At 72.2% G+C, this 24824-nt stretch carries 16 protein-coding genes and 1 tRNA gene; 8 read left to right on the forward strand and 9 right to left on the reverse strand.

Annotated elements, in window-relative coordinates; translation table 11 throughout:
- The first annotated feature begins 507 nt into the window (after nt 1-507).
- From gltB to ACIQIB_RS33580, 5 genes are all read left to right on the forward strand, one after another.
- The gene (gltB, locus tag ACIQIB_RS33560) at nt 508-5109 is read left to right on the forward strand and encodes a glutamate synthase large subunit (protein ID WP_363607387.1); all 4602 of its coding nucleotides are present in this window, start codon (nt 508-510) and stop codon (nt 5107-5109) included.
- A complete protein-coding gene (locus ACIQIB_RS33565) occupies nt 5102-6562 on the forward strand; it encodes a glutamate synthase subunit beta (RefSeq protein ID WP_400762646.1) in 1461 nt (486 codons plus the stop codon). Before gltB ends, ACIQIB_RS33565 begins: the two co-directional genes overlap by 8 nt.
- Nucleotides 6563-6834: 272 nt before the next feature.
- Nucleotides 6835-7701 carry a helix-turn-helix transcriptional regulator gene (locus ACIQIB_RS33570; protein WP_363607362.1) on the forward strand — a complete coding sequence of 289 codons (867 nt, stop codon included), beginning with the start codon at nt 6835-6837 and terminating at the stop codon, nt 7699-7701.
- Nucleotides 7702-7771: 70 nt separating this feature from the next.
- Entirely contained in the window at nt 7772-9229 is a 1458-nt protein-coding gene (locus ACIQIB_RS33575) for an aldehyde dehydrogenase family protein (RefSeq protein ID WP_400762648.1), read from the forward strand.
- 152 nt (nt 9230-9381) lie between these two features.
- On the forward strand, nt 9382-10173 hold the full coding sequence (locus ACIQIB_RS33580; protein WP_363607364.1) for a maleylpyruvate isomerase family mycothiol-dependent enzyme: 792 nt from the start codon (nt 9382-9384) through the stop codon (nt 10171-10173).
- Nucleotides 10174-10186: 13 nt separating this feature from the next.
- Here the strand turns inward: ACIQIB_RS33580 and ACIQIB_RS33585 are convergent, their stop codons facing one another.
- From ACIQIB_RS33585 to ACIQIB_RS33595, 3 genes are all read right to left on the reverse strand, one after another.
- Nucleotides 10187-10756, reverse strand: a complete 570-nt coding sequence (locus tag ACIQIB_RS33585) for a Uma2 family endonuclease (protein WP_400762649.1) — start codon at nt 10754-10756, stop codon at nt 10187-10189.
- Nucleotides 10757-10888: 132 nt separating this feature from the next.
- Entirely contained in the window at nt 10889-12727 is a 1839-nt protein-coding gene (locus ACIQIB_RS33590) for a bifunctional metallophosphatase/5'-nucleotidase (protein ID WP_400762651.1), read from the reverse strand.
- A gap of 290 nt (nt 12728-13017) precedes the next feature.
- Nucleotides 13018-13737: a LuxR C-terminal-related transcriptional regulator gene (locus ACIQIB_RS33595; RefSeq protein WP_400762683.1), complete on the reverse strand. Its 720-nt coding sequence runs from the start codon at nt 13735-13737 to the stop codon at nt 13018-13020.
- 574 nt (nt 13738-14311) lie between these two features.
- On the opposite strand from ACIQIB_RS33595, the gene ACIQIB_RS33600 reads away from it, so the two are divergent.
- Nucleotides 14312-17293: an AAA family ATPase gene (locus ACIQIB_RS33600; protein WP_400762652.1), complete on the forward strand. Its 2982-nt coding sequence runs from the start codon at nt 14312-14314 to the stop codon at nt 17291-17293.
- Nucleotides 17294-17344: 51 nt separating this feature from the next.
- On the opposite strand, the gene ACIQIB_RS33605 is transcribed toward ACIQIB_RS33600, so the two are convergent.
- The 4 genes from ACIQIB_RS33605 to ACIQIB_RS33620 form a co-directional block, all read right to left on the reverse strand.
- A complete protein-coding gene (locus ACIQIB_RS33605) occupies nt 17345-17773 on the reverse strand; it encodes a phage tail protein (protein WP_363607369.1) in 429 nt (142 codons plus the stop codon).
- A 217-nt stretch (nt 17774-17990) separates the two neighbouring features.
- Entirely contained in the window at nt 17991-18545 is a 555-nt protein-coding gene (locus ACIQIB_RS33610; RefSeq protein ID WP_400762654.1) for a hypothetical protein, read from the reverse strand.
- On the reverse strand, nt 18532-20187 hold the full coding sequence (locus ACIQIB_RS33615) for a VWA domain-containing protein (RefSeq protein WP_400762656.1): 1656 nt from the start codon (nt 20185-20187) through the stop codon (nt 18532-18534). Before ACIQIB_RS33615 ends, ACIQIB_RS33610 begins: the two co-directional genes overlap by 14 nt.
- A gap of 14 nt (nt 20188-20201) precedes the next feature.
- Nucleotides 20202-21290, reverse strand: coding sequence for a hypothetical protein (locus ACIQIB_RS33620; protein ID WP_400762658.1), 1089 nt, complete (start codon nt 21288-21290; stop codon nt 20202-20204).
- Between the two features lie 279 nt (nt 21291-21569).
- Here ACIQIB_RS33620 and pyk point away from each other — a divergent pair, with 279 nt between their 5' ends.
- Nucleotides 21570-23000, forward strand: coding sequence for a pyruvate kinase (pyk, locus tag ACIQIB_RS33625; protein WP_363607373.1), 1431 nt, complete (start codon nt 21570-21572; stop codon nt 22998-23000).
- Nucleotides 23001-23054: 54 nt separating this feature from the next.
- Here the strand turns inward: pyk and ACIQIB_RS33630 are convergent, their stop codons facing one another.
- Both ACIQIB_RS33630 and ACIQIB_RS33635 read right to left on the reverse strand, forming a co-directional pair.
- Nucleotides 23055-23828 (reverse strand): transcriptional regulator, encoded by a 774-nt coding sequence (locus ACIQIB_RS33630; protein ID WP_400762685.1) that lies wholly within the window; start codon nt 23826-23828, stop codon nt 23055-23057.
- Nucleotides 23829-23946: 118 nt separating this feature from the next.
- Nucleotides 23947-24020 (reverse strand) — tRNA-Leu (locus ACIQIB_RS33635).
- A 100-nt stretch (nt 24021-24120) separates the two neighbouring features.
- Here ACIQIB_RS33635 and ACIQIB_RS33640 point away from each other — a divergent pair.
- Entirely contained in the window at nt 24121-24780 is a 660-nt protein-coding gene (locus tag ACIQIB_RS33640) for an ANTAR domain-containing response regulator (protein ID WP_400656714.1), read from the forward strand.
- The last annotated feature ends 44 nt before the right edge of the window (nt 24781-24824 follow it).

Below are 24824 nucleotides of genomic sequence, written 5' to 3' on the forward strand. Positions count from 1 at the left end.
GGCCGGAGGCGGGGGCCGGGGGCGGTGGAGGTGGTGGACGGGCCGGCGGGGGCGCGGAGGGGTGCGGGACCGGCGCGCGGTGACTGCATGGTTATGCCGTGTACTGCGTGACGTTCCGCACACGGGTCGGACGGCCCGCTTTTTTGGTCGTGGGTCGCGAGCCCGCCCTTTCGAGGGTTTCCATCGCCGGGCCGGTTTCGGGGGATCGAATCGAAGGCGCTCTAGGGGCGGTCGTGCCGACGGGGGATTTCGCCCCTGTTTCGGTCCCCGGGGGTGGGGGCACACTTGAGGGAGCGCGTGGCCGGACAGCTGTCTCCCGCCACCCGGACTACTAGCAGGTAATAGCCTCTGACCTGGGGTCATGTCCGCTATATGGACGTGATGTCCCACTCCCCGGGATCTTCGGCATCATGTAATCTGCACCAACTCGCAGAGGGCCAACGTCGTCCCTATTGCCCAAGCTCATTGCTCAAGACGACGACGGGAGAGCCGATGCTGTCTGCATCCATGCACTCCGCCAACGAGCCCCAGGCCGGCGCGGTCCGCCCGCCGTACGCGCTCGTTCCGGATGCGCGACCTGCTGCTCAGGGCCTGTACGACCCGCGGAACGAGCACGACGCCTGTGGCGTCGGCTTCGTCGCCACGCTGACCGGCATCGCCGATCACAAGATCGTCGAGCAGGCGCTGACCGTCCTGCGCAACCTGGAGCACCGCGGTGCCACCGGCGCCGAGCCGGACTCCGGTGACGGCGCGGGCATCCTCACCCAGATCCCGGACGCCTTCCTGCGCGCCAAGGTCCCCTTCGAGCTGCCCGCGGCCGGCTCCTACGCCGTCGGCATCGCCTTCCTCCCGGACGCCGACGAGGCCGACGCGGCCGCCGTCGCCCGGATCGACGCGATCGCCGCCGAGGAGGGCCTGACCGTCCTCGGCTGGCGCGACGTCCCGGTCACCCCGGACCTGCTGGGCACGACCGCCCGCAGCGTGATGCCGCGCTTCCGCCAGGTCTTCCTGTCGCACCCGGAGAAGGCCGGCATCGAGCTGGACCGGGTCGCCTTCGTCGTCCGCAAGCGCGCCGAGCGCGAAGCGGGCGTCTACTTCCCGTCGCTCTCCGCCCGCACCATCGTCTACAAGGGCATGCTGACCACCGGCCAGCTGGAGCCCTTCTTCCCCGACCTGTCGGACCGGCTCTACGCCTCCGCGCTCGGCCTGGTGCACTCGCGCTTCTCCACCAACACCTTCCCGAGCTGGCCGCTCGCCCACCCGTACCGCTTCGTCGCGCACAACGGCGAGATCAACACGGTCAAGGGCAACCGGAACTGGATGACCGCCCGCGAGTCCCAGCTCGCCACCGACCTCATCCCGGCCTCCGCCGACGGGCGGGGCCTGGAGCGGATCTTCCCGGTCTGCACCCCGGACCACTCCGACTCGGCCTCCTTCGACGAGGTCCTGGAGCTGCTCCACCTCGGCGGCCGCTCGCTGCCGCACTCGGTGCTGATGATGATCCCGGAGGCGTGGGAGAACCACGCCACCATGGACCCGGCCCGCCGCGCGTTCTACCAGTACCACTCCAACCTGATGGAGCCCTGGGACGGCCCGGCCTGCGTCACCTTCACCGACGGCACCCAGATCGGCGCCGTCCTGGACCGCAACGGCCTGCGTCCGGCCCGCTACTGGATCACCGAGGACGGCCTGGTCGTCCTCTCCTCCGAGGTCGGCGTCCTCGACATCGAGCAGGAGAAGGTCGTCAGGAAGGGCCGGCTCCAGCCCGGCAGGATGTTCCTCGTCGACACCGCGGAGCACCGCATCGTCGAGGACGAGGAGCTCAAGTCCGCGCTGGCCTCCGAGCACCCCTACGCGGAGTGGGTCGCGGCCGGCCAGATCCAGCTCGCCAAGCTCCCCGAGCGCGAGCACATCGCCCACACCCACGCCTCGGTGACGCGCCGTCAGCAGACCTTCGGCTACACCGAGGAGGAGCTGCGGGTCATCCTCGCCCCGATGGCGAAGACCGGCGGCGAGGCGCTCGGCTCGATGGGCACCGACAGCCCGATCGCCGCGCTCTCCGAGAAGCCGCGACTGCTCTTCGACTACTTCGTGCAGCTCTTCGCGCAGGTCACCAACCCGCCGCTGGACGCCATCCGCGAGGAGCTCGTCACCTCGCTGCTGAGCAACCTCGGCCCGGAGGGCAACCTGCTGGCCGCCGAGGCCGCCTCCTGTCGCTCGGTCGGCATCACCTTCCCGGTGATCGACAACGACGAGCTGGCCAAGCTCGTCCACGTCAACGCCGACGGCGACCAGCCCGGCCTCAAGGCCGTCACGCTCTCCGGCCTCTACAAGGTCGCCACCGGCGGCGAGGGACTGGCCGCCCGCCTGGCCGGGATCGCCGCCGAGGCCGACGCGGCGATCGCCGAGGGCGCCCGGATCGTCGTCCTCTCCGACCGGCACTCCGACGCCGAGCACGCCCCGATCCCCTCGCTGCTGCTCACCTCGGCGATCCACCACCACCTGATCCGCACCAAGCAGCGCACCCAGGTGTCGCTGCTGGTCGAGGCCGGCGACGTCCGCGAGGTCCACCACGTCGCCCTGCTGATCGGCTACGGCGCCGGCGCGGTCAACCCGTACCTGGCCATGGAGTCCGTCGAGGACCTGGTCGCCCAGGGGACCTTCCTGACCGGCATCGAGCCCGAGAAGGCCATCCGGAACCTGATCAAGGCGCTGGGCAAGGGCGTGCTCAAGGTCATGTCCAAGATGGGCATCTCCACCGTCGCCTCCTACCGCGGCGCGCAGGTCTTCGAGGCGATCGGCCTCTCCGAGCAGCTGGTCCGCGCCTACTTCGCCGGCACCACCACCAAGCTCGGCGGCATCGGCCTGGACGAGATCGCCAAGGAGACCGCCGCCCGGCACGCCAAGGCCTACCCGGCCTCCGGCATCCCCGCCGCGCACCGCGCGCTGGACATCGGCGGCGAGTACCAGTGGCGCCGCGAGGGCGAGCCGCACCTGTTCGACCCGGACACCGTCTTCCGGCTCCAGCACTCCACCCGCAACCGCCGGTACGACATCTTCAAGCAGTACACGGACCGGGTGAACGAGCAGTCCGAGCGTCTGATGACGCTGCGCGGCCTGTTCCGGCTGGACGCCCTCGGCCGCACCCCCGTCCCGGTCGAGGAGGTCGAGCCGGTCTCCGAGATCGTCAAGCGCTTCTCCACCGGCGCCATGTCGTACGGCTCCATCTCCCGTGAGGCGCACGAGACCCTCGCCATCGCGATGAACCGCCTCGGCGGCAAGTCCAACACCGGTGAGGGCGGCGAGGACCCGGACCGCCTGTACGACCCGGAGCGCCGCTCGGCGATCAAGCAGGTCGCCTCCGGCCGGTTCGGCGTCACCTCCGAGTACCTGGTCAACGCGGACGACATCCAGATCAAGATGGCCCAGGGCGCCAAGCCCGGCGAGGGCGGCCAGCTGCCCGGCCACAAGGTCTACCCGTGGGTCGCCAGGACCAGGCACTCCACCCCGGGCGTCGGCCTGATCTCCCCGCCGCCGCACCACGACATCTACTCCATCGAGGATCTGGCCCAGCTGATCCACGACCTCAAGAACGCCAACCCGGCGGCCCGCGTCCACGTGAAGCTGGTCTCCGAGGTCGGCGTCGGCACGGTCGCGGCGGGCGTCTCCAAGGCGCACGCGGACGTGGTGCTGGTCTCCGGCCACGACGGCGGCACCGGCGCCTCGCCGCTCACCTCGCTCAAGCACGCCGGCGGCCCCTGGGAGCTCGGCCTCGCCGAGACCCAGCAGACCCTGCTGCTCAACGGCCTGCGCGACCGCATCGTGGTGCAGACCGACGGCCAGCTGAAGACCGGCCGTGACGTGGTCATCGCCGCGCTGCTCGGCGCCGAGGAGTTCGGCTTCGCCACCGCGCCGCTGGTCGTCTCCGGCTGCATCATGATGCGCGTCTGCCACCTCGACACCTGCCCGGTCGGCGTCGCCACCCAGAACCCGGTGCTGCGCGAACGCTTCTCCGGCAAGCCCGAGTTCGTGGTCAACTTCTTCGAGTTCATCGCCGAGGAGGTCCGCGAGATCCTCGCCGGGCTGGGCTTCCGCACGATCGAGGAGGCCGTCGGCCACGCCGAGCACATCAACGCCGAGTCCGCGATCGACCACTGGAAGGCCGCCGGGCTCGACCTGGCCCCGCTCTTCCACGTCCCCGAGCTGCCCGAGGGCGCGGCCCTGCACCGCACCACCACGCAGGACCACGCGCTCGACAAGGCCCTCGACAACCAGCTGATCGTGCTCGCCCAGGACGCGCTGGAGAACGGCGACGCCGTCCGCATCCAGCTGCCGATCCGCAACGTCAACCGCACCGTCGGCACCATGCTCGGCCACGAGGTGACCAAGCGGTACCGCGGCGAGGGCCTGCCGGAGGGGACCATCGACGTCACCTTCACCGGCTCGGCCGGGCAGTCCTTCGGCGCCTTCGTGCCGAGCGGCATCACCCTGCGCCTGGAGGGCGACGCCAACGACTACGTCGGCAAGGGCCTCTCCGGCGGTGTGGTGATCGTCCGCCCGGCCCGCGACGCCGCCGCCATCGGCAACGACGCCCAGAACCACGTCATCGCCGGCAACACCATCGGCTACGGCGCCACCAGCGGCCGGATCCACCTGCGCGGCAAGGCCGGCGAGCGCTTCGCCGTCCGCAACTCCGGTGCCACCCTGGTCGTCGAGGGCGTGGGCGACCACGGCCTGGAGTACATGACCGGCGGCCGGGTCGTCATCCTCGGCGAGACCGGACGCAACCTCGCGGCGGGCATGTCCGGCGGTGTCGCCTACGTGCTGGACCTGCGCCCCGCGAACGTCAACGACGGCATGGTGGGCATCGAGGCCCCGAGCGCCGACGACCGCGACTGGCTGCGCGCGACCGTGCAGCAGCACTACGAGGAGACCGGCTCCACCGTGGCCGCCGAGCTCCTGGCCGACTGGGGCAGCGGGGTCTCCCGCTTCTCCACGATCATGCCGACCGACTACAAGGCTGTGCTCGCCGCCAAGGACGCCGCTGAGCGCGATGGACTCTCCGAGTCCGAGACCACTCGCAAGATGATGGAGGCGGCACGTGGCTGACCCCAAGGGCTTCCTGACCACCGGCAAGCAGCTGGCCGAGCGCCGGCCCGTGGACGTGCGTCTGCGGGACTGGAACGAGGTCTACGTCGAGCGCAGCCTCCTGCCGATCGTCACCAAGCAGGCCGGCCGCTGCATGGACTGCGGCATCCCGTTCTGCCACAACGGCTGCCCGCTCGGGAACCTCATCCCCGAGTGGAACGACCTCGCCTACCGGGACGACTGGTCCGGCGCCATCGAGCGCCTGCACGCGACCAACAACTTCCCGGAGTTCACCGGGCGGCTCTGCCCCGCGCCCTGTGAGTCCGCGTGCGTCCTCGGCATCAACCAGGACGCGGTGACCATCAAGAACGTCGAGGTCACCATCATCGACAAGGCCTGGGACCGGGGCGGCGTCGCCGCGCAGATCCCCGAGCGGCTCTCCGGCAAGACCGTCGCCGTGGTGGGCTCGGGCCCGGCCGGACTCGCCGCCGCCCAGCAGCTCACCCGGGCCGGGCACACCGTGGTGGTGTACGAGCGCGCCGACCGCATCGGCGGCCTGCTGCGCTACGGCATCCCCGAGTTCAAGATGGAGAAGCGCCACATCAACCGCCGCGTCGAGCAGATGCGCGCGGAGGGCACCCGGTTCCGCACCGGTGTCCACGTCGGCGAGGACATCACCGGCCAGCAGCTGCGCGAGCGCTTCGACGCCGTCGTGGTCGCGGCGGGTGCGACCACCGCCCGCGACCTGCCGGTGCCCGGGCGCGAGCTCAGGGGCATCCACCAGGCCATGGAGTACCTGCCGCTGGCCAACAAGGTGCAGGAGGGCGACTTCGTCGAGTCCCCGATCAGCGCCAAGGGCAAGCACGTCGTCGTCATCGGCGGCGGCGACACCGGCGCCGACTGCCTCGGCACCGCGCTGCGCCAGGGCGCGGCCTCCGTCACCCAGCTGGAGATCATGCCCCGGCCGGCCGACGAGCGCCCCGGCCACCAGCCCTGGCCGACCATGCCGATGACCTACAAGGTCACCTCCGCGCACGAGGAGGGCGGTGACCGGATCTACGCCGTGAACACCACCCGCTTCACCGGCGACGAGGACGGCAACGTCCAGGAGCTCCACCTCGTCGAGGTCGAGTTCAAGGACGGCCGGTTCGAGCCCGTCCCCGGCACCGAGCGGGCCATCCCGGCGCAGCTGGTCACCCTGGCCATGGGCTTCACCGGCACGGACGTCCGCAACGGCCTGGTCGAGCAGCTCGGCGTCGAGCTGGACGCCCGTGGCAACGTCGCGCGGGACGGCAAGTTCGCCACCACCGTGGACGGCGTGTACGTTTGCGGTGATGCAGGGCGCGGACAGTCGCTGATCGTCTGGGCCATCGCGGAGGGCCGCTCGGCCGCGGCCGCGGTGGACCGGTACCTCGGCGGCAAGACCCCGCTGCCCGCCCCGATCCGCCCGACCGACCGCCCCCTGGTGGTCTGACACCCCCTGAACGTCCGGCGCCGCATCGCCGGGCAACATGAGCCGCTCTCCCGTCAGCGTCGCCGGGCCAACGCGGTCCCTGGCGCCTGCCCTCTCCCCGACCAGTGGAGGGCAGGCGCCGTTCTGTGCTGCGGGCCAGGTCACCGGGGTGCGGTGGGGTTGATGATTAGCACACCGTGAGCGCCTGTGCTCACGGGCTGTTGTTTGTCGGTGCCAGGTGGCAGACTGCCGCCGACGGCCGGGGGGCTGCGCGAGGTGCGGAGGTTCACGCGATGAGCACGACTCAGGCAGGCGGGGGTGCCACGGTACGGCGCCTGCTGCTGGGATCCCAGCTGCGCCGGCTGCGCGAGGCCCGGGGTGTCAGCCGGGAGGAGGCCGGTTATTCGATCAGGGCCTCCGAGTCGAAGATCAGCCGGATGGAGCTCGGCCGGGTCGGCTTCAAGGAGCGCGACGTCGCCGACCTGCTCACCCTGTACGGCGTCGAGGCCGAGCAGGAGCGGGCCTCCGTCCTCGGGCTGGTCCGGGACGCCAACGCGACGTCCTGGTGGCACGGGTACGGCGACGTCCTGCCGGGCTGGTTCCAGACCTACGTCGGACTGGAGGAGGCCGCCGCCGAGATCCGCAGCTACGAGGTCCAGTTCGTCCACGGCCTGCTGCAGACCGCCGACTACGCGCGGGCGGTGATCGCCGTCGGCGGCCATGTCACCGAGGCCGAGGAGATCGAACGGCGGGTGGAGGTCCGGCTCAAGCGCCAGGAGGTGCTCACCGCCGAGCGGGCGCCCCGGCTGCTGGCCGTCCTGGACGAGGCCGCGCTGCGCCGCCCCTGGGGCGGATCCGGGGTGATGCGGGCGCAGATCGACCGGCTGCTGGAGCTGACCGAACTGCCGCACGTGGTGCTGCAGGTGATGCCGCTGGGCTTCGGCGGCCTGCGCGCGGAGGGCGGCGCGTTCTCGGTGCTGAGCTTCGCCGAGCCGGAGCTCTCCGACGTGGTCTACCTGGAGCAGTTCACCACCGCGCTCTATCTGGACAAGCCCGCCGAGGTGGCCGAGTACACGGACGCGATGAACGGCCTGCTGGGCGACGGCCTGTCCCCCGAGCGGACACGGGAACTTCTTCGCTCCGTACGCCAAGAACTGTAAAGCGTCAGTACGATGAGTGCCGATCAGATCTGATCGTAGGGTTTTCCCCAATCGGCACGAGAGGGATCAGATGTCGTACCTTTCCGAGTTGGCGCTGCAGTACATCGACGGCGAGTGGCGGGCCGGCAGCGGATCCTGGGACATCGTCGACGTGGATCCCTTCACCGGCGACAAGATCGCCGCCATCACCGTCGCCACCGTCGAGGAGATCGACCAGGCGTACCGGGCCGCCGAGCGGGCGCAGAAGGAGTGGGCCGCCACCAACCCCTACGCCCGCCGGCTGGTCTTCGAGCGCGCGCTGCGCATCGTCGAGGAGCGCGAGCAGGAGATCACCGAGGCCATCATGGCCGAGCTGGGCGGCACCGCGCTCAAGGCCGGGTTCGAACTCGCCCTCACCAAGGACATGCTGCGCGAGTCGATGCAGCTGTCACTGCGCGCCGAGGGCCGGCTGCTGCCCTCGCCGGTGGACGGCAAGGAGAACCGCCTCTACCGCCTCCCGGTCGGCGTGGTCGGTGTGATCAGCCCGTTCAACTTCCCGCTGTTCCTGTCGCTGAAGGCCGTCGCCCCGGCCCTGGCCCTCGGCAACGGCGTGGTGCTCAAGCCGCACCAGGAGACCCCGGTGGTCGGCGGCACCCTGATCGCCAGGATCTTCGAGGAGGCGGGCCTGCCGGCCGGCCTGCTGAACGTCGTGGTCACCGACATCGCCGAGATCGGCGACGCCTTCATCGAGCACCCCGTGCCCAAGGTGATCTCCTTCACCGGCTCCGACAAGGTGGGCCGGCACGTCGCCACCGTCGCCGCCTCGCACTTCAAGCGGACGGTACTGGAACTCGGCGGGAACAGCGCGCTGATCGTGCTGGACGACGCCGACGTCGACTACGCGGTGGACGCGGCGGTGTTCAGCCGCTTCGCCCACCAGGGCCAGGTCTGCATGGCCGCCAACCGGGTGCTGGTGGACCGCGGCATCGAGGCCGAGTTCACCGAGAAGTTCGTCCGCAAGGTCGCCTCGCTGAAGGTCGGCGACCCGAAGGACCCGGCCACCCAGATCGGCCCGCTGATCAACCCCGTCCAGGCCGACTCCCTCACCGTCCAGGTCGACCAGGCGATCGCCTCCGGCGCCACCGCGCTGCTGCGCGGCGGGACCAGCGGCAGCCTGATGGACCCGGTCGTGCTCGGTGGCCTGCCGGCCGGCGCGCCGATCCTCCAGCGCGAACTGTTCGGCCCGGTCGTGCTGGTGGTCCCGTTCGACGGGGAGGACGAGGCGGTCCGGCTCGCCAACGACACCCCGTTCGGCCTCAGCGGCGCGGTGCACACCGCGGACGTCGAGCGTGGCGTCCGGGTGGCCAAGCGGATCGAGACCGGCATGATCCACGTCAACGACGGCACCATCGCCGACGAGGCGGTCGTCCCCTTCGGCGGCGAGAAGAACTCGGGCGTGGGCCGGCTGAACGGCGAGTCGACGGTGGACGCGTTCACCACGGTGAAGTGGATCTCCGTCCAGCACGGGCGCAGCCGCTTCCCGTTCTGAGCCGCTTCCCGTTCCGAGCGGCCTTGCGTACCGGTGCGCCGGGGCGTCCAAGGGCCCGTCACCCCTCCTGGGGCGGCGGGCCGTTGCCGTTCCGGACCCGGCCGGGGCCGCCGGTGGTGTCGCGCTTCCGCTGTTCGATCTACCGTGGCGTCATGAGCTCTCTGGACTATGACCGCTTCTGTTCCGAAATCGCCGCGCAGACCGGGCTGTTGGCGGCCCGGATCGAGGGCGCCGATCTCACCGTCCCGGTCCCCTCCTGCCCCGACTGGAACGTCGGCCAGCTGCTGCGTCACCTCGGCGGGGCCCAGCGCTGGGCCGAGACGATCGTGCGGACCCGGGCCACCGCGCCCGTCCCCGACGGCGACCTCCGCGACCTCTCCGCCTACACGGACGAGGACCCGGCCGTACTCGGCCCCTGGCTCGCCGAGGGCGCCGAGCGGCTCGCCGCCACCCTGCGGGCCGCCGACCCGGGGGCGGCGTTGTGGTCGCCCGTCCCGGGCGGCGGCGCGCCCTTCTACGCGCGCCGGTTCCTGCACGAGACCGTCATCCACCGGGCCGACGCGACCCTGGCCCTCGGCGCGGAGTTCGCCGTCGACCGGGAGGTGGCCCTGGACGGTCTTGACGAGTGGATGGAGCTCGGTGCGCTGCCGGTACTCCTGGAGATCCGCCCCGGGATGCGCGAACTGCTCGGCCCCGGCCGCACCCTGGCCTTCCGGGCCACCGATCTGCCGCCCGGGCCGGCGGCCGGCTGGCTGGTGGACCTCACCGGCGACGCCCTCGCCTGGCGCCGCTCCGGGGAGCCGGCCGCCGTCACCGTGCGGGCTCCGCTGACCGACCTGCTGCTGCTGGTCTACAAGCGGCGCCCCGCCGGGGGCGGGGCCGTCGAGGTGGCCGGCGACGCGGCCCTGCTCGACTTCTGGCTGGAGCGGGTCAGCTTCGGGTGAGCGGGTACGGCGGTCAGGCCGGGTAGCGGATCAGTGCGTCGGTGGCGAGGTCGAACGCGAACGGCTCCGGGATCGGCACCCGGTCGCCGAACCTGCCGCTCCACCGCTGGTGGTAGACGCCTCCGGAGGGGGCCGAGTAGAGGACGAGCACGCCATCGCGCGGGTCGATCAGCAGATACAGCGGGATGTGCGTCAGCGGGTAGTTGCGAACCTTGCCGACCAGGTCGTTCTCCGGGTTCGGCGGCGAGACGATCTCGACGGCGATCGTGGCCAGCTCGGCCGGCACGTCGTTGCCGCCGAACTCGACCACCGAGACCGGGATGTAGGTCAGGTCCGGGTTGCGGAGCTTGCCGACGTTCGGCGACGCGAGGCCGGTGTTCTCGCTCGGCATCAGGTCGGCGGGCCGGTGTGCGTCGAACTGCTCCCGGACGATCAGCAGGTTCCGCTGATGGATCACCGATGGACCGGCCATCATGATGATCTCGTCACCGGACATCTCGATCTTCCATCCCGACGGCGGGGTCAGGCTCCGCGCGTACGCCAGGAGCTGGGTATGCCGTTCGGGGACGTGGAACTCGGTCATGCCGTCATCCTCGCACCGCCGGGCCCGCGCACGGGGTGAGCGCCGTTCCGGTGGCGGGTGAGGGCCGGGTGGCGTGGAAACCGGGCAGCCCCGGGCCGCACGGCCCGGGGCTGCCCGTCGGAACGGCTGGACTCAGAACACCGGCCGGCCGGCGCGGACCAGGCGCCAGGACTCGGTGGCGAAGTCGGCCGGGTCGATGACACCCTTGGCCTTGACCCAGGCGATCATCGCGTTGCGGATCTCGTCCGAGTTCGCCCAGATCTTCTGCGCGGCCGCGACGTGCGGGAAGTTGCCGCCGCCGTTGGCCCGGTAGTTGTTGACCGCGAGCACGAACTGGGCGGTCGGGTCGATCGGCTTGCCCTCGAAGGAGAGGTTGACGATCCGCGAGCCGATCGGCTGGGCGATGTCGATGTCGTAGCTCAGGCCGTACACCGAGTCGTAGTTGTAGTCCGGGGTGTTCTGCGCGTTGGTGAGGGTGGCCTTGTCGACCGGCGCGCCCGGGGCGAGCTGGTTGTAGTACCGGGCTGAGAACTCCAGGTAGTCCTTGAGCTGGGCGCCCGTCAGGACACGGGCCTCCAGGGTGTTCTCGTAGATGTAGAGGCCGGCCGCGTCGCGCAGCTTGACCTGGCCGGCCGGGATGACCGCGGTGCGGTTGAACGGCGCGGCCTGGGCCAGTACCGGCAGCTTGGCGTACTGGCCGCCGGCCAGCGCGGCCTTCACCACGTCGGCCTGGACCCGGCCGATCAGGTCGATGATCGGGACGTCCTTGAACGGGGCCTCGGCGATCGACAGCTCGGTCTTCGCGGTGCCGATGACCTGGTTGACGTACTCGACCACCTTCTTGTGCTGGTCGGTCATCAGGTCGACGATCTCCGGGTCCTCCGGGACGGTGTTGGAGTTCAGCACCCGGGAGGAGAGCGAGGCGACCTTCCAGGTGCCGTTGTCGAGCTCCATCTCGAAGTCGAAGCAGGTCAGCCGCTGGCCCCAGCAGAGCGGCTCGGAGAGCACGACGGTCCTGCCGGTCTCCTTGTTGACGACCAGCCGCTGCGCGATCTCCTTGTGCGCGTGGCCGACCAGCACCGCGTCGATGCCCGCGACCTGCTCGGCCAGGGCGACCGAGGCGTTCTCGGCCCAGGGCAGCTGGTCGCCGTACGAGGTCGCCTCGTCCATGCCCGAGTGGCAGGCCACCACGACGACGTCCGCGCCGGCCGCCTTCAGCTTGGGGACCCAGATCCGGGCGGTCTCCACGATGCCCGGGAAGGTCATCTTGCCGGAGACGTTCGCCTTGTCCCAGATCGCGATGCCCGGGTTGGTCAGGCCCAGGATGCCGACCTTGACGGCCGGGCCGCCGCTCAGCTTGATCTTGCGGATCACGTACGGCGGGAAGGCCGGCTTGTCGTTCTTGGCGTGCAGCGCGTTGGCGCCCAGCAGCGGGAAGTCCAGCTGCTCCTCGTAGGCGCGCAGGGTGTCGATGCCGTAGTTGAACTCGTGGTTGCCGAGCGCGGCGGCGGTGTACTCCATGGTGTTCATGGCGAGCGCCATCGGGTGCTCGGGCGCGGTGTCGGCGTCGGTGGCGATCGGGTCGACCCGGGCGTAGTAGTACGTCAGCTGGGTGCCCTGGATGGTGTCGCCGGCGTCGATCAGCAGGGTGCGGTCCCAGCCCTTCTCCTCGCGGACCTGCTTGGCCAGCGTGGAGATCTTGGCGAGGCCGACCTCGTTGTGCGCCTTGTCGGCGTAGACCGCGTCGGTGAAGTAGTCCCAGTTGAGCACCCGGCCGTGCAGGTCGGTGGTGCCCATGACGGTGAAGGCCTGCTTCTTGGGGCTCTTGCCCTTGGCGCGGGCGTCGTCCGGCCCGGCGGCCGCGGCGGCCGCGGCGGGGGAGACGGCGGCGAGGCCGGCGCTGCCGGCCAGGGCGGCGCCGGCGGCGGTGGCGGCGGACCGGGTGACGAAGTCACGGCGGTTCAGGGGCATGGACGACTCTCCCGGGTGGGACTGCGAATGGACCGTCAACTGGTGGGTGTGACGCAGCGACGCGCGTAGAAGGACGCGCGTAGAAGTGTGCCGCGCGACCTGCCGGATTGATAGCCCCCCGACGTTTCCGGCAAGTGAGATCTTGGCGACTCGTTCGTGACGCCGAGACGGGCGGGCACGGGGTGTCCCGGCCGGGACGGCGGCACCCGCCGGCCCGTGGGGAGGGCGCGGCGGGGCGATGGGGGAGTGGGGGCGGACGGGGCCGTACCGGGCGTCGGCGGTCCGGCGGCCTAGATGTAGCCCTCGCGCAGGGCGTGGGCCACGGCGTGCGCCCGGTTGCGCAGGTGGAGGCGGGTGGTCAGACCGTGCAGCACGTTCTTGACCGTGCGTTCGGAGTACGACAGCTTCGCCGCGATCTCCGCGGTGTCCCACCCCTCGGCGACCAGGCGCAGGACGTCGGACTCGCGTTCGGACAGGCCCGGCGGGGTGTAGCCGGGCAGCTTCTGGACGCTGCGCTGCAGCCGCCCCATCTGGGCGATCAGCCGGCCGAGCAGGTCGGCCGGCAGGTCGCCGTCGCCGCGCGCCGCGGCGAGCACCGCCTGGCCCAGCCGGGCGGCGGTCGCCTCGCGGCGCCAGAGGATCGCCGCGACCCCGCACTCCACGGCGTCCAGCAGCTCCCCCTCGCGCATCCGCTCGACCACCAGGACGACCCGCTGGTCGCCGCGGACCAGGCGGCGCAGGCTGGCGGTGGTGGTGGCGTCGACGGCCTCCGCGATCACCACGGTGACCGCGCCGGGAGTGCCGGCCGTCTCCTGTTCGGCCAGTTCCAGGCCGGGACACTGGCGCAGCTGGGCCTCGGCGCCGGCCCGCGAGATCGGATCGGCGGCGTGGACCGCGACACTGGTCCGGGCGCCGGTGCCGGCACCGGCGCGCGGGGGTGCGGTGTGCGCGGTGGCGTGCTGGGCGGGTGCGGGGCGCTGCGGCGGGACGACGCGTGCCGTCTCGCGCAGTGGAGCCGGTGCGAGTGGTTTGCCGGACGCGGCCGGCCCGGCGGCGGTGCGCCGGGTGGTACCGCGCGGGTCGTGTCCGGTGTGCAGGACAGTCAATCTGGCCCCCTCCTGGAGAGTCGGGCCCGCCACCGGGGTGGTCGGGCCTCCGCACTGGGGGGCGTGGCATGTATCCGACAGGTGGTGGGCCGTGCGGCGGTATGTGGCCGGGCTCGATGGTCGCCCGGTCAGGACCCCATGCTCCCCGCCCCAGGCGCCCCCCGGCCATCGTGGTGCCCCACGAGATCGGGCCGCCGCCGACCGCGGGACGGGCGCCGCGGCGGCGGCGTCGCGCCGGACGGACCGGGCCGACCGGCCCCGGTGCCGGAACGGACGGCCGCGCTCCGGGCCCCGGCGGGGGAGGGGGAGCCAACGGATCCGCCGCCGCCGACCGGGCGACGCTCACGAGCGGCCGGGATGCGACGAGAATCACACCCGTAACCGACACATTGACGAACCGTCAAGCCGCTTCCCGGCGTCTTAGCGATAAGTGCCCGATCGGTCACCCCAGGCGCGGGCCCGGGGGAAGGAACAGCAGATGAGTACCGTCAGCACGCGCGGGCGGCAGCCCGGTCGGTCCGCGCCCGCGACCCGTCAACTTGTCGAACGCCAAGCACAGTTGCAGCTGATCGCCGACCTCGCCGAACGCGCCAGGGCCGGCACCGGCAGCGTCCTGCGGCTCACCGGCGCCGCCGGCACCGGCCGCAGCGCCCTGCTCGGCGAGGCCGCCCGCCAGGAGGCCGCCCGCGGCAGCACCGTCCTGTGGGCCCGCTGCTCGGCCGACGAATCGGCCACCGCCCACGCCGCCGCCCGCCAGCTGTTCGAGACCGGCCCCCACCCCTACCGGGCGCAGACCGCCCCGGCGGCGGCCTCCCGGGGGCCGGACACCGAGGCCGCCCTCTGGTCGCTGCTGCGCCTGCACACCGCGCACAGCCCGCTGCTGCTGGCGATCGACGACATCCAGTTCGCCGACGAGCCCTCCCGGCGCTGGCTGCTCCAGGTCGGCCGGCGGATCGACCGCCTGCCCGTCCTGCTGCTGGTCACCGAACGCCGACAGCGCGGCCTCGGCGCGGTGCCCGCGCGGTTCGGCCACGGCCTGTCCCCCGAACTGGCCGAGACCTGCCGGCTCGAACCGCTCGGCACACCCGCCGCCGTCCGGCTGGCCGGCCACCGGCTCGGGCCCGCCGCACCCCCCGGACTCGCCGCCGACTGCGTCCGCGCCACCGGCGGCAACCCCCTGCTGCTCGGCGCCCTGCTCGACGACCTCGGCGAGCACCCCGGCGGACCCGGCCTCCCGGCGCTGCCCGCCAGCTGCGCCGGACTGCCCGGCGGAGCCTTCCCCGAGGCCGTCGAAGAGTGGCTGCGCGGCGGCGGCGACCGGGCCGTCACCGCCGCCCGGGCCCTCGCCCGGCTCCAGGAACACCCCGCCGCCCAGGCCCCGCGGCAACCGGCGACCGGCCACTGCGACCCCGCGTCGATGCTCGCCGAACTCGCCGGCACCGACCCCGAGCAGATCACCGGCTGGCTGGCCGAACTCACCGCCCAGGGACTGCTGGACACCCCCGGGCCCGGCCACTGGCCCCGGTTCGCGCACCCGCTCCTCGCCCACGCCGTCCTCGCCGGCAGCGGCCCCGACCACCGCGCCACGGTCCACCTCGCCGCCGCCGACTTCCTCCACCGCAACGGCGAACCCGACGAACTCGTCGCCGGGCACCTGCTGTTCACCCCGGCCCCGGCCCCCCGCTGGGCCGTCGACGCCCTGCGCCGCGCCGCCCGCTCGGCCGCGCGGGCCGACCGCCCCGCCGAGGCCGTCGCCCTGCTGCGCCGCGTCCTCGCCGAGCCGCTGGGCGAGCGCCGGCGCGGCCTCGTCCTCACCGAACTCGGCCGGCTGGAAGTCACCCTGGGCCGGGCCGAGCGCACCGCGGGCGTGCGGCACCTCGCCGAGGCCGTCCACCTCCAGCAGTCCGACGAGGGGGTCTTCCACACCGCCAACACGCTCGGGGCCGCGCTGGCCGCCCGCGGCGACACCCCCGCCGCGCTGGAGGTGATGGAGGAGCTGGCCGAGCGCTTCGCGGGCCACGAGGACCTGGTCCACGCCGTCCAGGGCGCCGCCGCGCTGATCGCCGCGCACGACGGCCAGAGCTGGCTCCAGGTGGTCGAGGGCCTGCGCCGGATCGCCGTCCGCTCCCCGCACCGCCTCGCCCCGCCCGCGTACGCGCTGCTCACCGAGTTCGACTCGACCAGCGGCGTGCTCTCCGCCGCCGAGGTGGCCGAGCGCGTCCGGGAGCTGGCCGACTGCCGGCTCGACCCGCTCGGCCGCTCGTACGTCCTGGTCTCCGCCGCCACCCTGGCCCAGTGGGCGGACCTGCTCCCCGAGGCGGAACGGCTGGTGGAGCGCGGCATGGCCGCCTACCCGTCGTCCTCCCTGGAGCCCGGCTACCAGTGCCTGCTGAGCGTCCACGCCGAACTGCTGGTGATGCGCGGCGAATACCAGGCCCTGCTGGACGAGTTCGCGCTCACCGCCCCCGTCCCACCGGCGGGGCAGGGCGGCGGGGGCGGTCACCCGGGCGGCAACGCGGGTGGCCGCGCGGGTGGTCTCGCGGACGGCGAGCCGTCCTGGTGGCACGGCGACCCGGCGGACACCGGGCCGGCCCCCGTCCGCTGCGCCGGGCTGTTCGGCAAGGAGAACGCCCACCTGGTCGCGCAGGCCGTCATCGCCCTCACCGAGACCGGGCGGCTCTGGCAGGCCCACGGGCTCGCCCGCGCCGCCGGCGAGGACCGGGTGTGCGGCTCCTGGGAGTGGAACGAGTTCCTGTACGCCCGCGGCCTGCTCCACCTCGCCTCCGGGGCCCCGGCCGACGCGCTCGCCGACCTCCTGGAGTGCGGGCGCCGACAGGACGAGCGGCAGGTCTGGAGCCCGATCGTCACCCCCTGGCGCTCCGCCGCCGCCGACTGCCACACGCTGCTCGGCGAGCCCGGCCCGGCCGTCGCCCTCGCCGAGGAGGAGCTGCGGCTCGCCCGGGTCTGGGGCACCCCGCGCACCGTCGGCCGGGCCCTGCGCGCCCTCGCCGCCGCCACCGGCGGCCGGCACGGGCTGGACCTCGCCGCCGAGTCGGTCGGACTCCTGCGCGGCGCCGAGGTGGAGACCGAGCTGATCCCCGCGCTGATCACCCACGGGCGGCTGCTCGGCGAGAGCGGCCGGCGCGGCGCCGCCCGCCGGACCCTCCGGGAGGCCGCCGGCCGGGCCGAACGGCTCGGCGCCCAGCGGCTGCGAGGGGTCGCGCTGGAGTTCCTGCGGGCCTCCGGCGCCCGGATCGCCCGGGGCGGGCAGGCCGGCACGGAGGCGCTCACCGACAGCGAGCTGCGGATCTGCCGACTGGCCGCGGCCGGGCACTCCAACGCGGAGATCGCCGGGATCCTGCATGTGGCGGTGCGCACGGTGGAGACGCATCTGACGAACAGCTTCCGCAAGCTGGGGGTGCGGCGGCGGGCCGAACTGGCCGGGGCCCTGGAGGGGTGAGCGGGCCGGGCGGGCGGCGGGCCCGGTGGTCGGCAGCCGGGGCCGACGGGCTCAGAGGAAGCCGTGGTGGGCCAGCTCGATGCTCTCGGTCGCGACCCCGGAGCGCCCCGGCTCGAAGGACGGGCCCGTCCAGCGGACCAGCACCGCCTCGCGCAGCGCCCACGTCGCCAGTACCGGCCCGGTGGCCAGGGCCGGCGTCAGCGCGGTGATCTGCGCCATTCCCCTGGTCACCCTGGTCGACAGGGTGGCCAGGAACCTCGCCACCTTGGCCGTGTCCGGCGTCAGCCCGCGCGACAGCGTCACATTCGGGTACGTGATCCGGGCCGGCTGCTGCCAGACGAAGGAGTCGTTGCCGTCCTCCTGACGCTGCTCGACCTCCACCTGGGCGCCGAGGCCACTGCAGGTGGAGAAGTCGCCCAGATCGATGCCGCCGATCTGCAGCTGGAAATGGACGGCGGTACCGGAGTGGGGGAGGGTCACGGGCGGGCTCTCTCGGAGACAGGGGCGTGCGTCTTCGTCAGCGGCCGCGGCCCGCGCGCTCCGGGCCGAGCCGCTGCCGGGCAACAGCCTCCCCGCTGCCCCCCGCCCACCGCCAGGGACCTCCGGACGCCGTCGTGGGCCGTCCCCGCTGCCCGATCGGGCAACCCGGACGGCCCACGACGGGCCGGCACAGCCAGGCACCGGCCCGGCCGACGGCTCAGCCGGCCAGCCCGGACGTCATCCGCTCGATCTCGCGGTCCAGCTCCGCCCCCGGGTCGGGAGCGCCCGGCGTCCAGCGCTGCCAGGTCCGGGCCCGGAGGTAGCCGTCCACCGCCACCGGCAGCCGGTACCGGACGATCCGCTCCGCCTCCGGCCCCGGCGCCGCGGCCCGCAACTGCTCCAGCAGCTCGGGGAGCTTCGCCGAGTCCGGCAGCGGCACCCCGCGCAGCGCCTCGGCCAGCGCGTCCACCTCCGCCGCCAGCGCGGGCACGGAGGACGGCGGGACGACCCGCTCCAGGGGACCGGAACCGGCCGACTCCTCGACCCCGCCCCGGCCCGCGTCCAGGCCCTCGGCACGGCGGCCCCCCGGCGTCAGCAGCGCGCCCGCGCCGTACAGCGCGACCACCACCCCCGGCCACCACGAACCGCCCAGCCCGGCGAAGTGCAGCCCCAGCCCGCCCGCACCGGCCGCGCAGCCGACCAGATTGCGGGTGGACTCCAGATACCCCAGCACCCGCCGGCCGCCCGAACCGCCACCGCTACTGGTAGCCACGGATCTCCTCGAACGCCCCGTCCAGCGAACCCGTGCCGTCGAACAGCTTGCCGCCGGTCTGATCCGCGATCCCCTGCAACTGGCTCTTCGCCGCGTCCCCGAACAGGATCGGGAACACCGGCACCGCCTTCTGCGCCGAGGACAGCTCCTGATGGAACTTCCTGAAGTCGCCGTCCGTGGCGCCCTCGTTGCTCTCCCCGTCCGTCATCAGCACGATCGACGTGAACCGGTCGTCCGCGGCCGCCGCCTGCTGCCGCTCGATCACCCGGTACGCCTCCTCCAGCGAGCTGTAGACCGCCGTCCCGCCGTCCGCCGACAGCGCCTGCACATCCGCGTTGATCGCCGCCAGCTCGGCCTGCGGGCCCGGCTGGGTACCCGTCGCCGGCACCGCGTGCGTCTTCGCGTACTTCACCCTGGACGCGAACGAGATCAGCGTGACCTCCTCCCGGTCCCGGAACCGCCGCACCGACCGGGTGTCGTCCGCCCCCGTCAGCCGCCCCAGCGCCGCCTTCAGCGCGGCCAGCCGGTCACCCGCCATCGAACCCGAGGTGTCCAGCACGTACACCGTCCGGGACGGGCGGCGCAGCTCGTTCTGGTACGAGGCCAACAGCCCGTCCGCGACCACCTTGCTGCCCGGGAACGGCAGTTCACGCCGCCGGTCCGAGGGCAGCGACGACGCCGCCGCCGCACCCGGCGTCACCGGACGGCGCAGCGTCAGCTCCGAGATCCGGCGCTGCACGTCCTCCTTCAGCAGATACGAGGTGAGCCGCTTGAACGAATCCCGCTCACTCTGCGCGGCCGAACCCAGCAACGACAGCGGATAGTCCGCCGACACCACCCCGTCCAGCGGCCGCACCACCGTCAACTGCTGCTCCGGGGCGAGCGACTTGTTCAACGACAGCAGCACCGACTCGTAGTTGACCAGCGCCCCGACCCGGCCCGGCTCCGCCCGGCCGTACGCCTGCGCCAGCCAGCCCGAGGACCCGGAGGTGAGCTTCTGCCCGGTGAAGAACTGCTTCAGCGACGGCGTCGCCTTCCGCACATCCGCCTCGGTGAGCGCGGAGTCGGCGCCCGAGAACGCCGACGCCACCGCCACCAGCGCCGAGAAACCCGAGTTCGAACGGGACGGATCGGCCATCCCGTACGACAACTTGCCCGCCGAGGCCGCGTCCCCGAGCTGCGCCCAGGTGACCTTCGAACCGTCGCCCCAGCCCAACTCGCCCAGCACCGAGGCGCGCACGCCCACCGCCACCGGCGAGGCCATCACCGGGGTCTCGGAGAGCAGCTTGGACCTCCCGCCGTCGTCGAGCCGCAGATAGTGGTTGGACGGGAACCAGACCGCGTCGTACTTGCCGTCCGCCCGGCCGGAGGAGACGGTGTCCGCACCGTCCAGCGAACCGGTCCAGGAGAACTGGACGGTCACCCCGGTGGCCTTCCGCGCCTCCTCCAGCACCGGTGCCATGTCCTGGAGTTCACTGCCGGCCAGGATCCGCAGCACCCCCGCCTTCGCGGTCGGCGCGGGCGGGTCGCTCGGCCGGGGGCTCGGCGGGCCGTCCCCGCCGGACGTGCACGCCGTCACCAGCAGCAGCGTCAGCCCCGCCGCGAGCAGTTGCCCGGAACCCTTCCAACCCCTGTGCTTCATCAGGCTCTTCACCCTCACTTCCCCTTGGCCGCGTCGGTCAGCATGGTCAGCACCTCGGACGACGGCACCGGGGCCTGCTTCAGCTTCGCCGCCGCGAGATCGGGGGCGAAGGTCGGGTTCGTCCTGCCCTTCACCGCCGTGGCGAACGCGGCCGGGTCGGCCTGCGGACGGAAGCCGTACCGGGCCTCCAGCTCACGCAGCCGGGCGTTGTCGCGCAGCAGGTTGGCCAGCTTCCGCCCGCCCTCGGTGCGCCCGACGATGGTGTGGTCGGAGGAGACGGTGGTGTCCGGGTACAGCACCACCATGTCGCCCGTCGGCGTCTCCTTCACGGCCAGCTCGGCCGCCTGGGACTCGTAGGCGAGCACCAGCGGGTTGCCGAAGCCGGAGACGAAGTCCTTGAACGGCTCGTCACTGCTGCTCTTCTGGTCGCCCTGCATGGTGGTCACCGTGCGCAGCACGTCCTTGGTGGCGGCCACCCCGGCCGGGTCCGACACCACCTGGTGGTTGTTCTGAAGGTAGGAGAGGACCGCGAGGTACAGCGCCCCCGAGGAGGACGAGGCGGGGTCGGTGGTGGTCAGGTAGACGGAGCCGGAGAGCTCCGGATGCGCGTCCGCCCCCTTCAGCTCCTGCCACTTGCGCCCGGCCTTGACCGCGTCGAGATAGGCGTCCATCTTGAACGTCCACACCCTGGTGGCCGGGTCCACGCTGGCCAGCCCGTTCTGCGCCAGGACCTCCGCCACCGGCCCGTGGGCCAGGATCACCAGGGGTGAGTAGAACGGGCGCACCGGCGCGTCCTTGATCGTCAGCTGGTTCCGGAGTGCCTCGGCCGCCGAGATGCTGGCCGGGAAGGCGAAGTCCATCGTGTTGAGCTTGACCTCTCCCATCAGCCATGAACCGGTGGTCTCGGTGTTCACCTTGAGGCCCTGCTTGGCCAACTCGGCGATCACGTCGGGATCCTGGAAGAAGGCACGCTTCTCCGACCCGATCACGCCGGTGACCGTGACGGCCCCGTCGGCCGGGTCGGAGTCGGACGGCTTCAGCAGCGCATACGCCACCCCGCCGAGCAGCAGCAGTGCCGCGAGCACCCCGAATGCACGCTTCATACCGAACGTTTCCCCCTCGTCCGATCCGTCGCCCGGGTGTCCACCCGGGTGACGAGCGTCCCGCCGGGCCGCGAGCGGCGGCCGAAGTCACGATGAACCGGAGGTGAACACCCCTTCACGGAATCGCATCGACGGAGGGTTCGCCGGCCGTGACGCCACCCCGGGTCGCACACCGGTCCGAGGATGTGTCAGATTGTTCAACTCACCTTCCGGCAAAGGTCATCCCGCTGACCGGGCGAACGTCGTTGTTACGCGCGGGTAATGCCTACCCTCAGCAGTATGCGCCGAGCAAAAATCGTCTGTACTCTCGGGCCCGCCACCGACTCGTACGACCAGATCAAGTCCCTGGTCGACGCCGGGATGGACATCGCCCGATTCAATCTGAGCCACGGCTCCCACGCTGAGCACGAGGAGCGGTACCACCGGGTCCGCAAGGCCGCCGACGAGACGGGCCGCAGTGTCGGCGTGCTCGTCGACCTTCAAGGCCCGAAGATCCGGCTCGACACCTTCGCGGACGGGCCCGTACTTCTCGAACGCGGCGACGAGTTCACCATCTCCACCGACAACGGCGTCGTGGGGGACAAGGACATCTGCGGCACCACCTATCCGGGCCTCGCCGCGGACGTGTCGCGCGGTGAGCGGATCCTCGTCGACGACGGCCGGGTCACCCTGGAGGTCACCCACGTCGACGGGCCGCGCGTCCACTGCATCGTCATCGAGGGCGGCCTGGTCTCCGACCACAAGGGCCTCAACCTCCCCGGCGTCGCCGTCTCCGTACCCGCGCTCAGCGACAAGGACGTCGCCGACCTGCGCTGGGGCCTGCGGGCCGGTGCCGACCTGATCGCGCTCTCCTTCGTCCGCAGCGGCCGCGACATCGAGGACGTCCACCGGGTGATGGCGGAGGAGGGGCGCTTCGTCCCGGTCATCGCCAAGGTGGAGAAACCGCAGGCGGTCGAGAACCTGGAATCCATCGTGGACGCCTTCGACGGCATCATGGTGGCCCGCGGCGACCTGGGCGTGGAGATGCCCCTCGAACAGGTCCCGATGGTTCAGAAACGCGCCGTCAAGCTGGCCCGGCGCAACGCCAAGCCGGTCATCGTCGCCACCCAGATGCTCGACTCGATGATCAACACCTCCCGCCCCACCCGGGCCGAGGCCTCCGACGTCGCCAACGCCGTCCTCGACGGCACCGACGCGGTGATGCTCTCGGGTGAGACCTCGGTCGGCAAGTTCCCGGTCGAGACGGTCAAGACCATGGGCCGGATCATCGAGGCCGCCGAACAGGACGTCCTCGCCGTCGGCCTCCCCCCGCTCACCGCGGGCAGCAAGCCCCGCACCCAGGGCGGCGCGGTGGCCCGCGCGGCGGCCGAGATCGGCGACTTCCTGGGCGCCAAGTACCTCGTCGCCTTCACCCAGTCCGGCGACACCGCCCGCCGTCTCACCCGCTACCGCTCGCCCATTCCCGTCCTCGCCTTCACCTACGAACCCGCCGTCCGCAGCCAACTCGCCCTCACCTGGGGCGTGGAGACCTTCCTCGGCCCGTTCGCCCCCACCACCGACGAGATGGTCGAGCAGGTCGACGCGGCCCTCCTCTCCCTGGGCCGCTGCCAGAAGGGCGACATCGTCGTCATCACGGCCGGCTCCCCGCCCGGCCTCACCGGCTCCACCAACCTCGTCCGCGTCCACCACGTGGGGACGCTGGACACCTGACCGCCCCTGACGCCGGCGCGGCCTCCCTCCCCCGGGGGCGGGGCCGCGCCCCCGTCAGTACTTGGGCCCGATGCGGGCGTCCATGAGGGCGACGCAGGGCTTGCGGGCGACGGAGACGTTGACGGCGCCACCGGGACGGGCGACGGCCTTCCACCGCACGCCGACGGCGTCGAGGGTGTCGGTGAAGAGGCGGATGATGTCGGTCGAGGTGTTGGTGAAGAAGTAGCGCGGGTACTCGTACCGCCTCGGGACGCCACCGACGGTGCGGGTGGTCCAGTTGGTGATGCGGCAGCCGTCGGAGTGGATCAGGCCGCGCAGGAACTCCCATGGGTGGGCGTCGATGATGGCCTGCTGCCAGGGTTCCAGGGCGATCCGGCGCAGGTGCTTCGGGCCGGGGCCGTGCTGGGGGAAGAGGCAGGGCCAGTGCTTGCTGGTACTGACGACACTGGTGTAACCGGTGGCGCGGACGCGCCGGACCTTGTTGTGTGGCATGACGGCGGCGATGGCCCGTGCGCACTCGTCGATGAGTCCGGGCCAGGCGTCGCCGCAGGCTATGCGGAGGGCGTGGACTCCGCGGCGGCCCTCGCTGATGCAGCCGTCGCCGAGGTAGAGGCCTAGCAGGTAGGCGTAGTCGGCGCGGGGACATGACGGGTCCAGCTTGTGGTGGCGGAGCGGACACTCGGCGGTCATCCGTGGGCTCGGCGTCGTACCGGCCGTCCACGCGCGGATCGCGAAGCGTGAGATGCCGGTTGCGCGGCTCACCTGGCTGAAGGTCAGCCCGGATGCGTGGAGCTGGACGGCTCGCTGCCGTGTGGCCATGTCGTACATGCGGTCGAGCCTGCGCCCCGTGGGCGGAGAGCGCTGAAGAACGCTCACGAGCTCATTCGAAGTGGTGAAGATCGCCAACCGTAGGGCCGACCTCTGTCACCTTCGAACCGAAGGAAAGTACCCCGGGTGGGATTCGAACCCACGCTGTCGGCGGTTTGAGCGCCGTGCCTCTCACCTCTGGGCTACCGGGGCATCCGCAGATTCGAAGGTTGCCCCCGACCCTGCTTGAGTTCAAACATACCGTGTCTAGGTACCCTCGTGCATGCAGTACCCCGCCGGAACGAGGAGCCCCGTGAGCACCGCCGACGAGCAGCCCGAGCCGCTTGAGACCGAAATGCCCCAGATCACCCGAATTGTGATCGCCGAGGACGAGGCGCTGATCCGCCTCGACCTGAAGGAGATGCTCGAAGAGGAGGGGTACACCGTCGTCGGCGAGGCCGGTGACGGCGAGACGGCGTTCCGGCTGGTCGAGGAGCTCCGCCCGGATCTGGCGATCCTGGACGTGAAGATGCCCGTGCTGGACGGCCTCTCGGCGGCCGAGCGGATCCACGAGGCGCACCTGGCGCCGGTCCTCATGCTGACGGCGTTCTCGCAGCGGGAGCTGGTGGACCGGGCGCGGGACGCGGGCGCGATGGCGTACATCGTGAAGCCGTTCAGCAAGAGCGACCTGGTGCCCGCGATCGAGATGGCCGTCTCCCGGTACACCGAGATGCGGACGCTGGAGGAGGAGATCGCGGATCTCACCCAGCGGCTGGAGACCCGGAAGCTGGTGGACCGGGCGAAGAGCGTGCTGCAGACGAAGTTCGGCCTGAACGAGCCGGCCGCGTTCCGGTGGATCCAGAAGACCTCGATGGACCGCCGGATGACGATGGCGGCGGTCGCCGAGGCCGTGATCGAGGAGGGCGAGGCCCAGGACAAGAAGAAGGCCGAGGAGGCCGGGTCCGAGGGCTGAGACAGGTCCAGGGCCCGGCAGGTACGCCTGCCGGGCCCTGGCGC

It is taken from the genome of Kitasatospora sp. NPDC092286 (assembly GCF_044755565.1).
Classification (GTDB): domain Bacteria; phylum Actinomycetota; class Actinomycetes; order Streptomycetales; family Streptomycetaceae; genus Kitasatospora.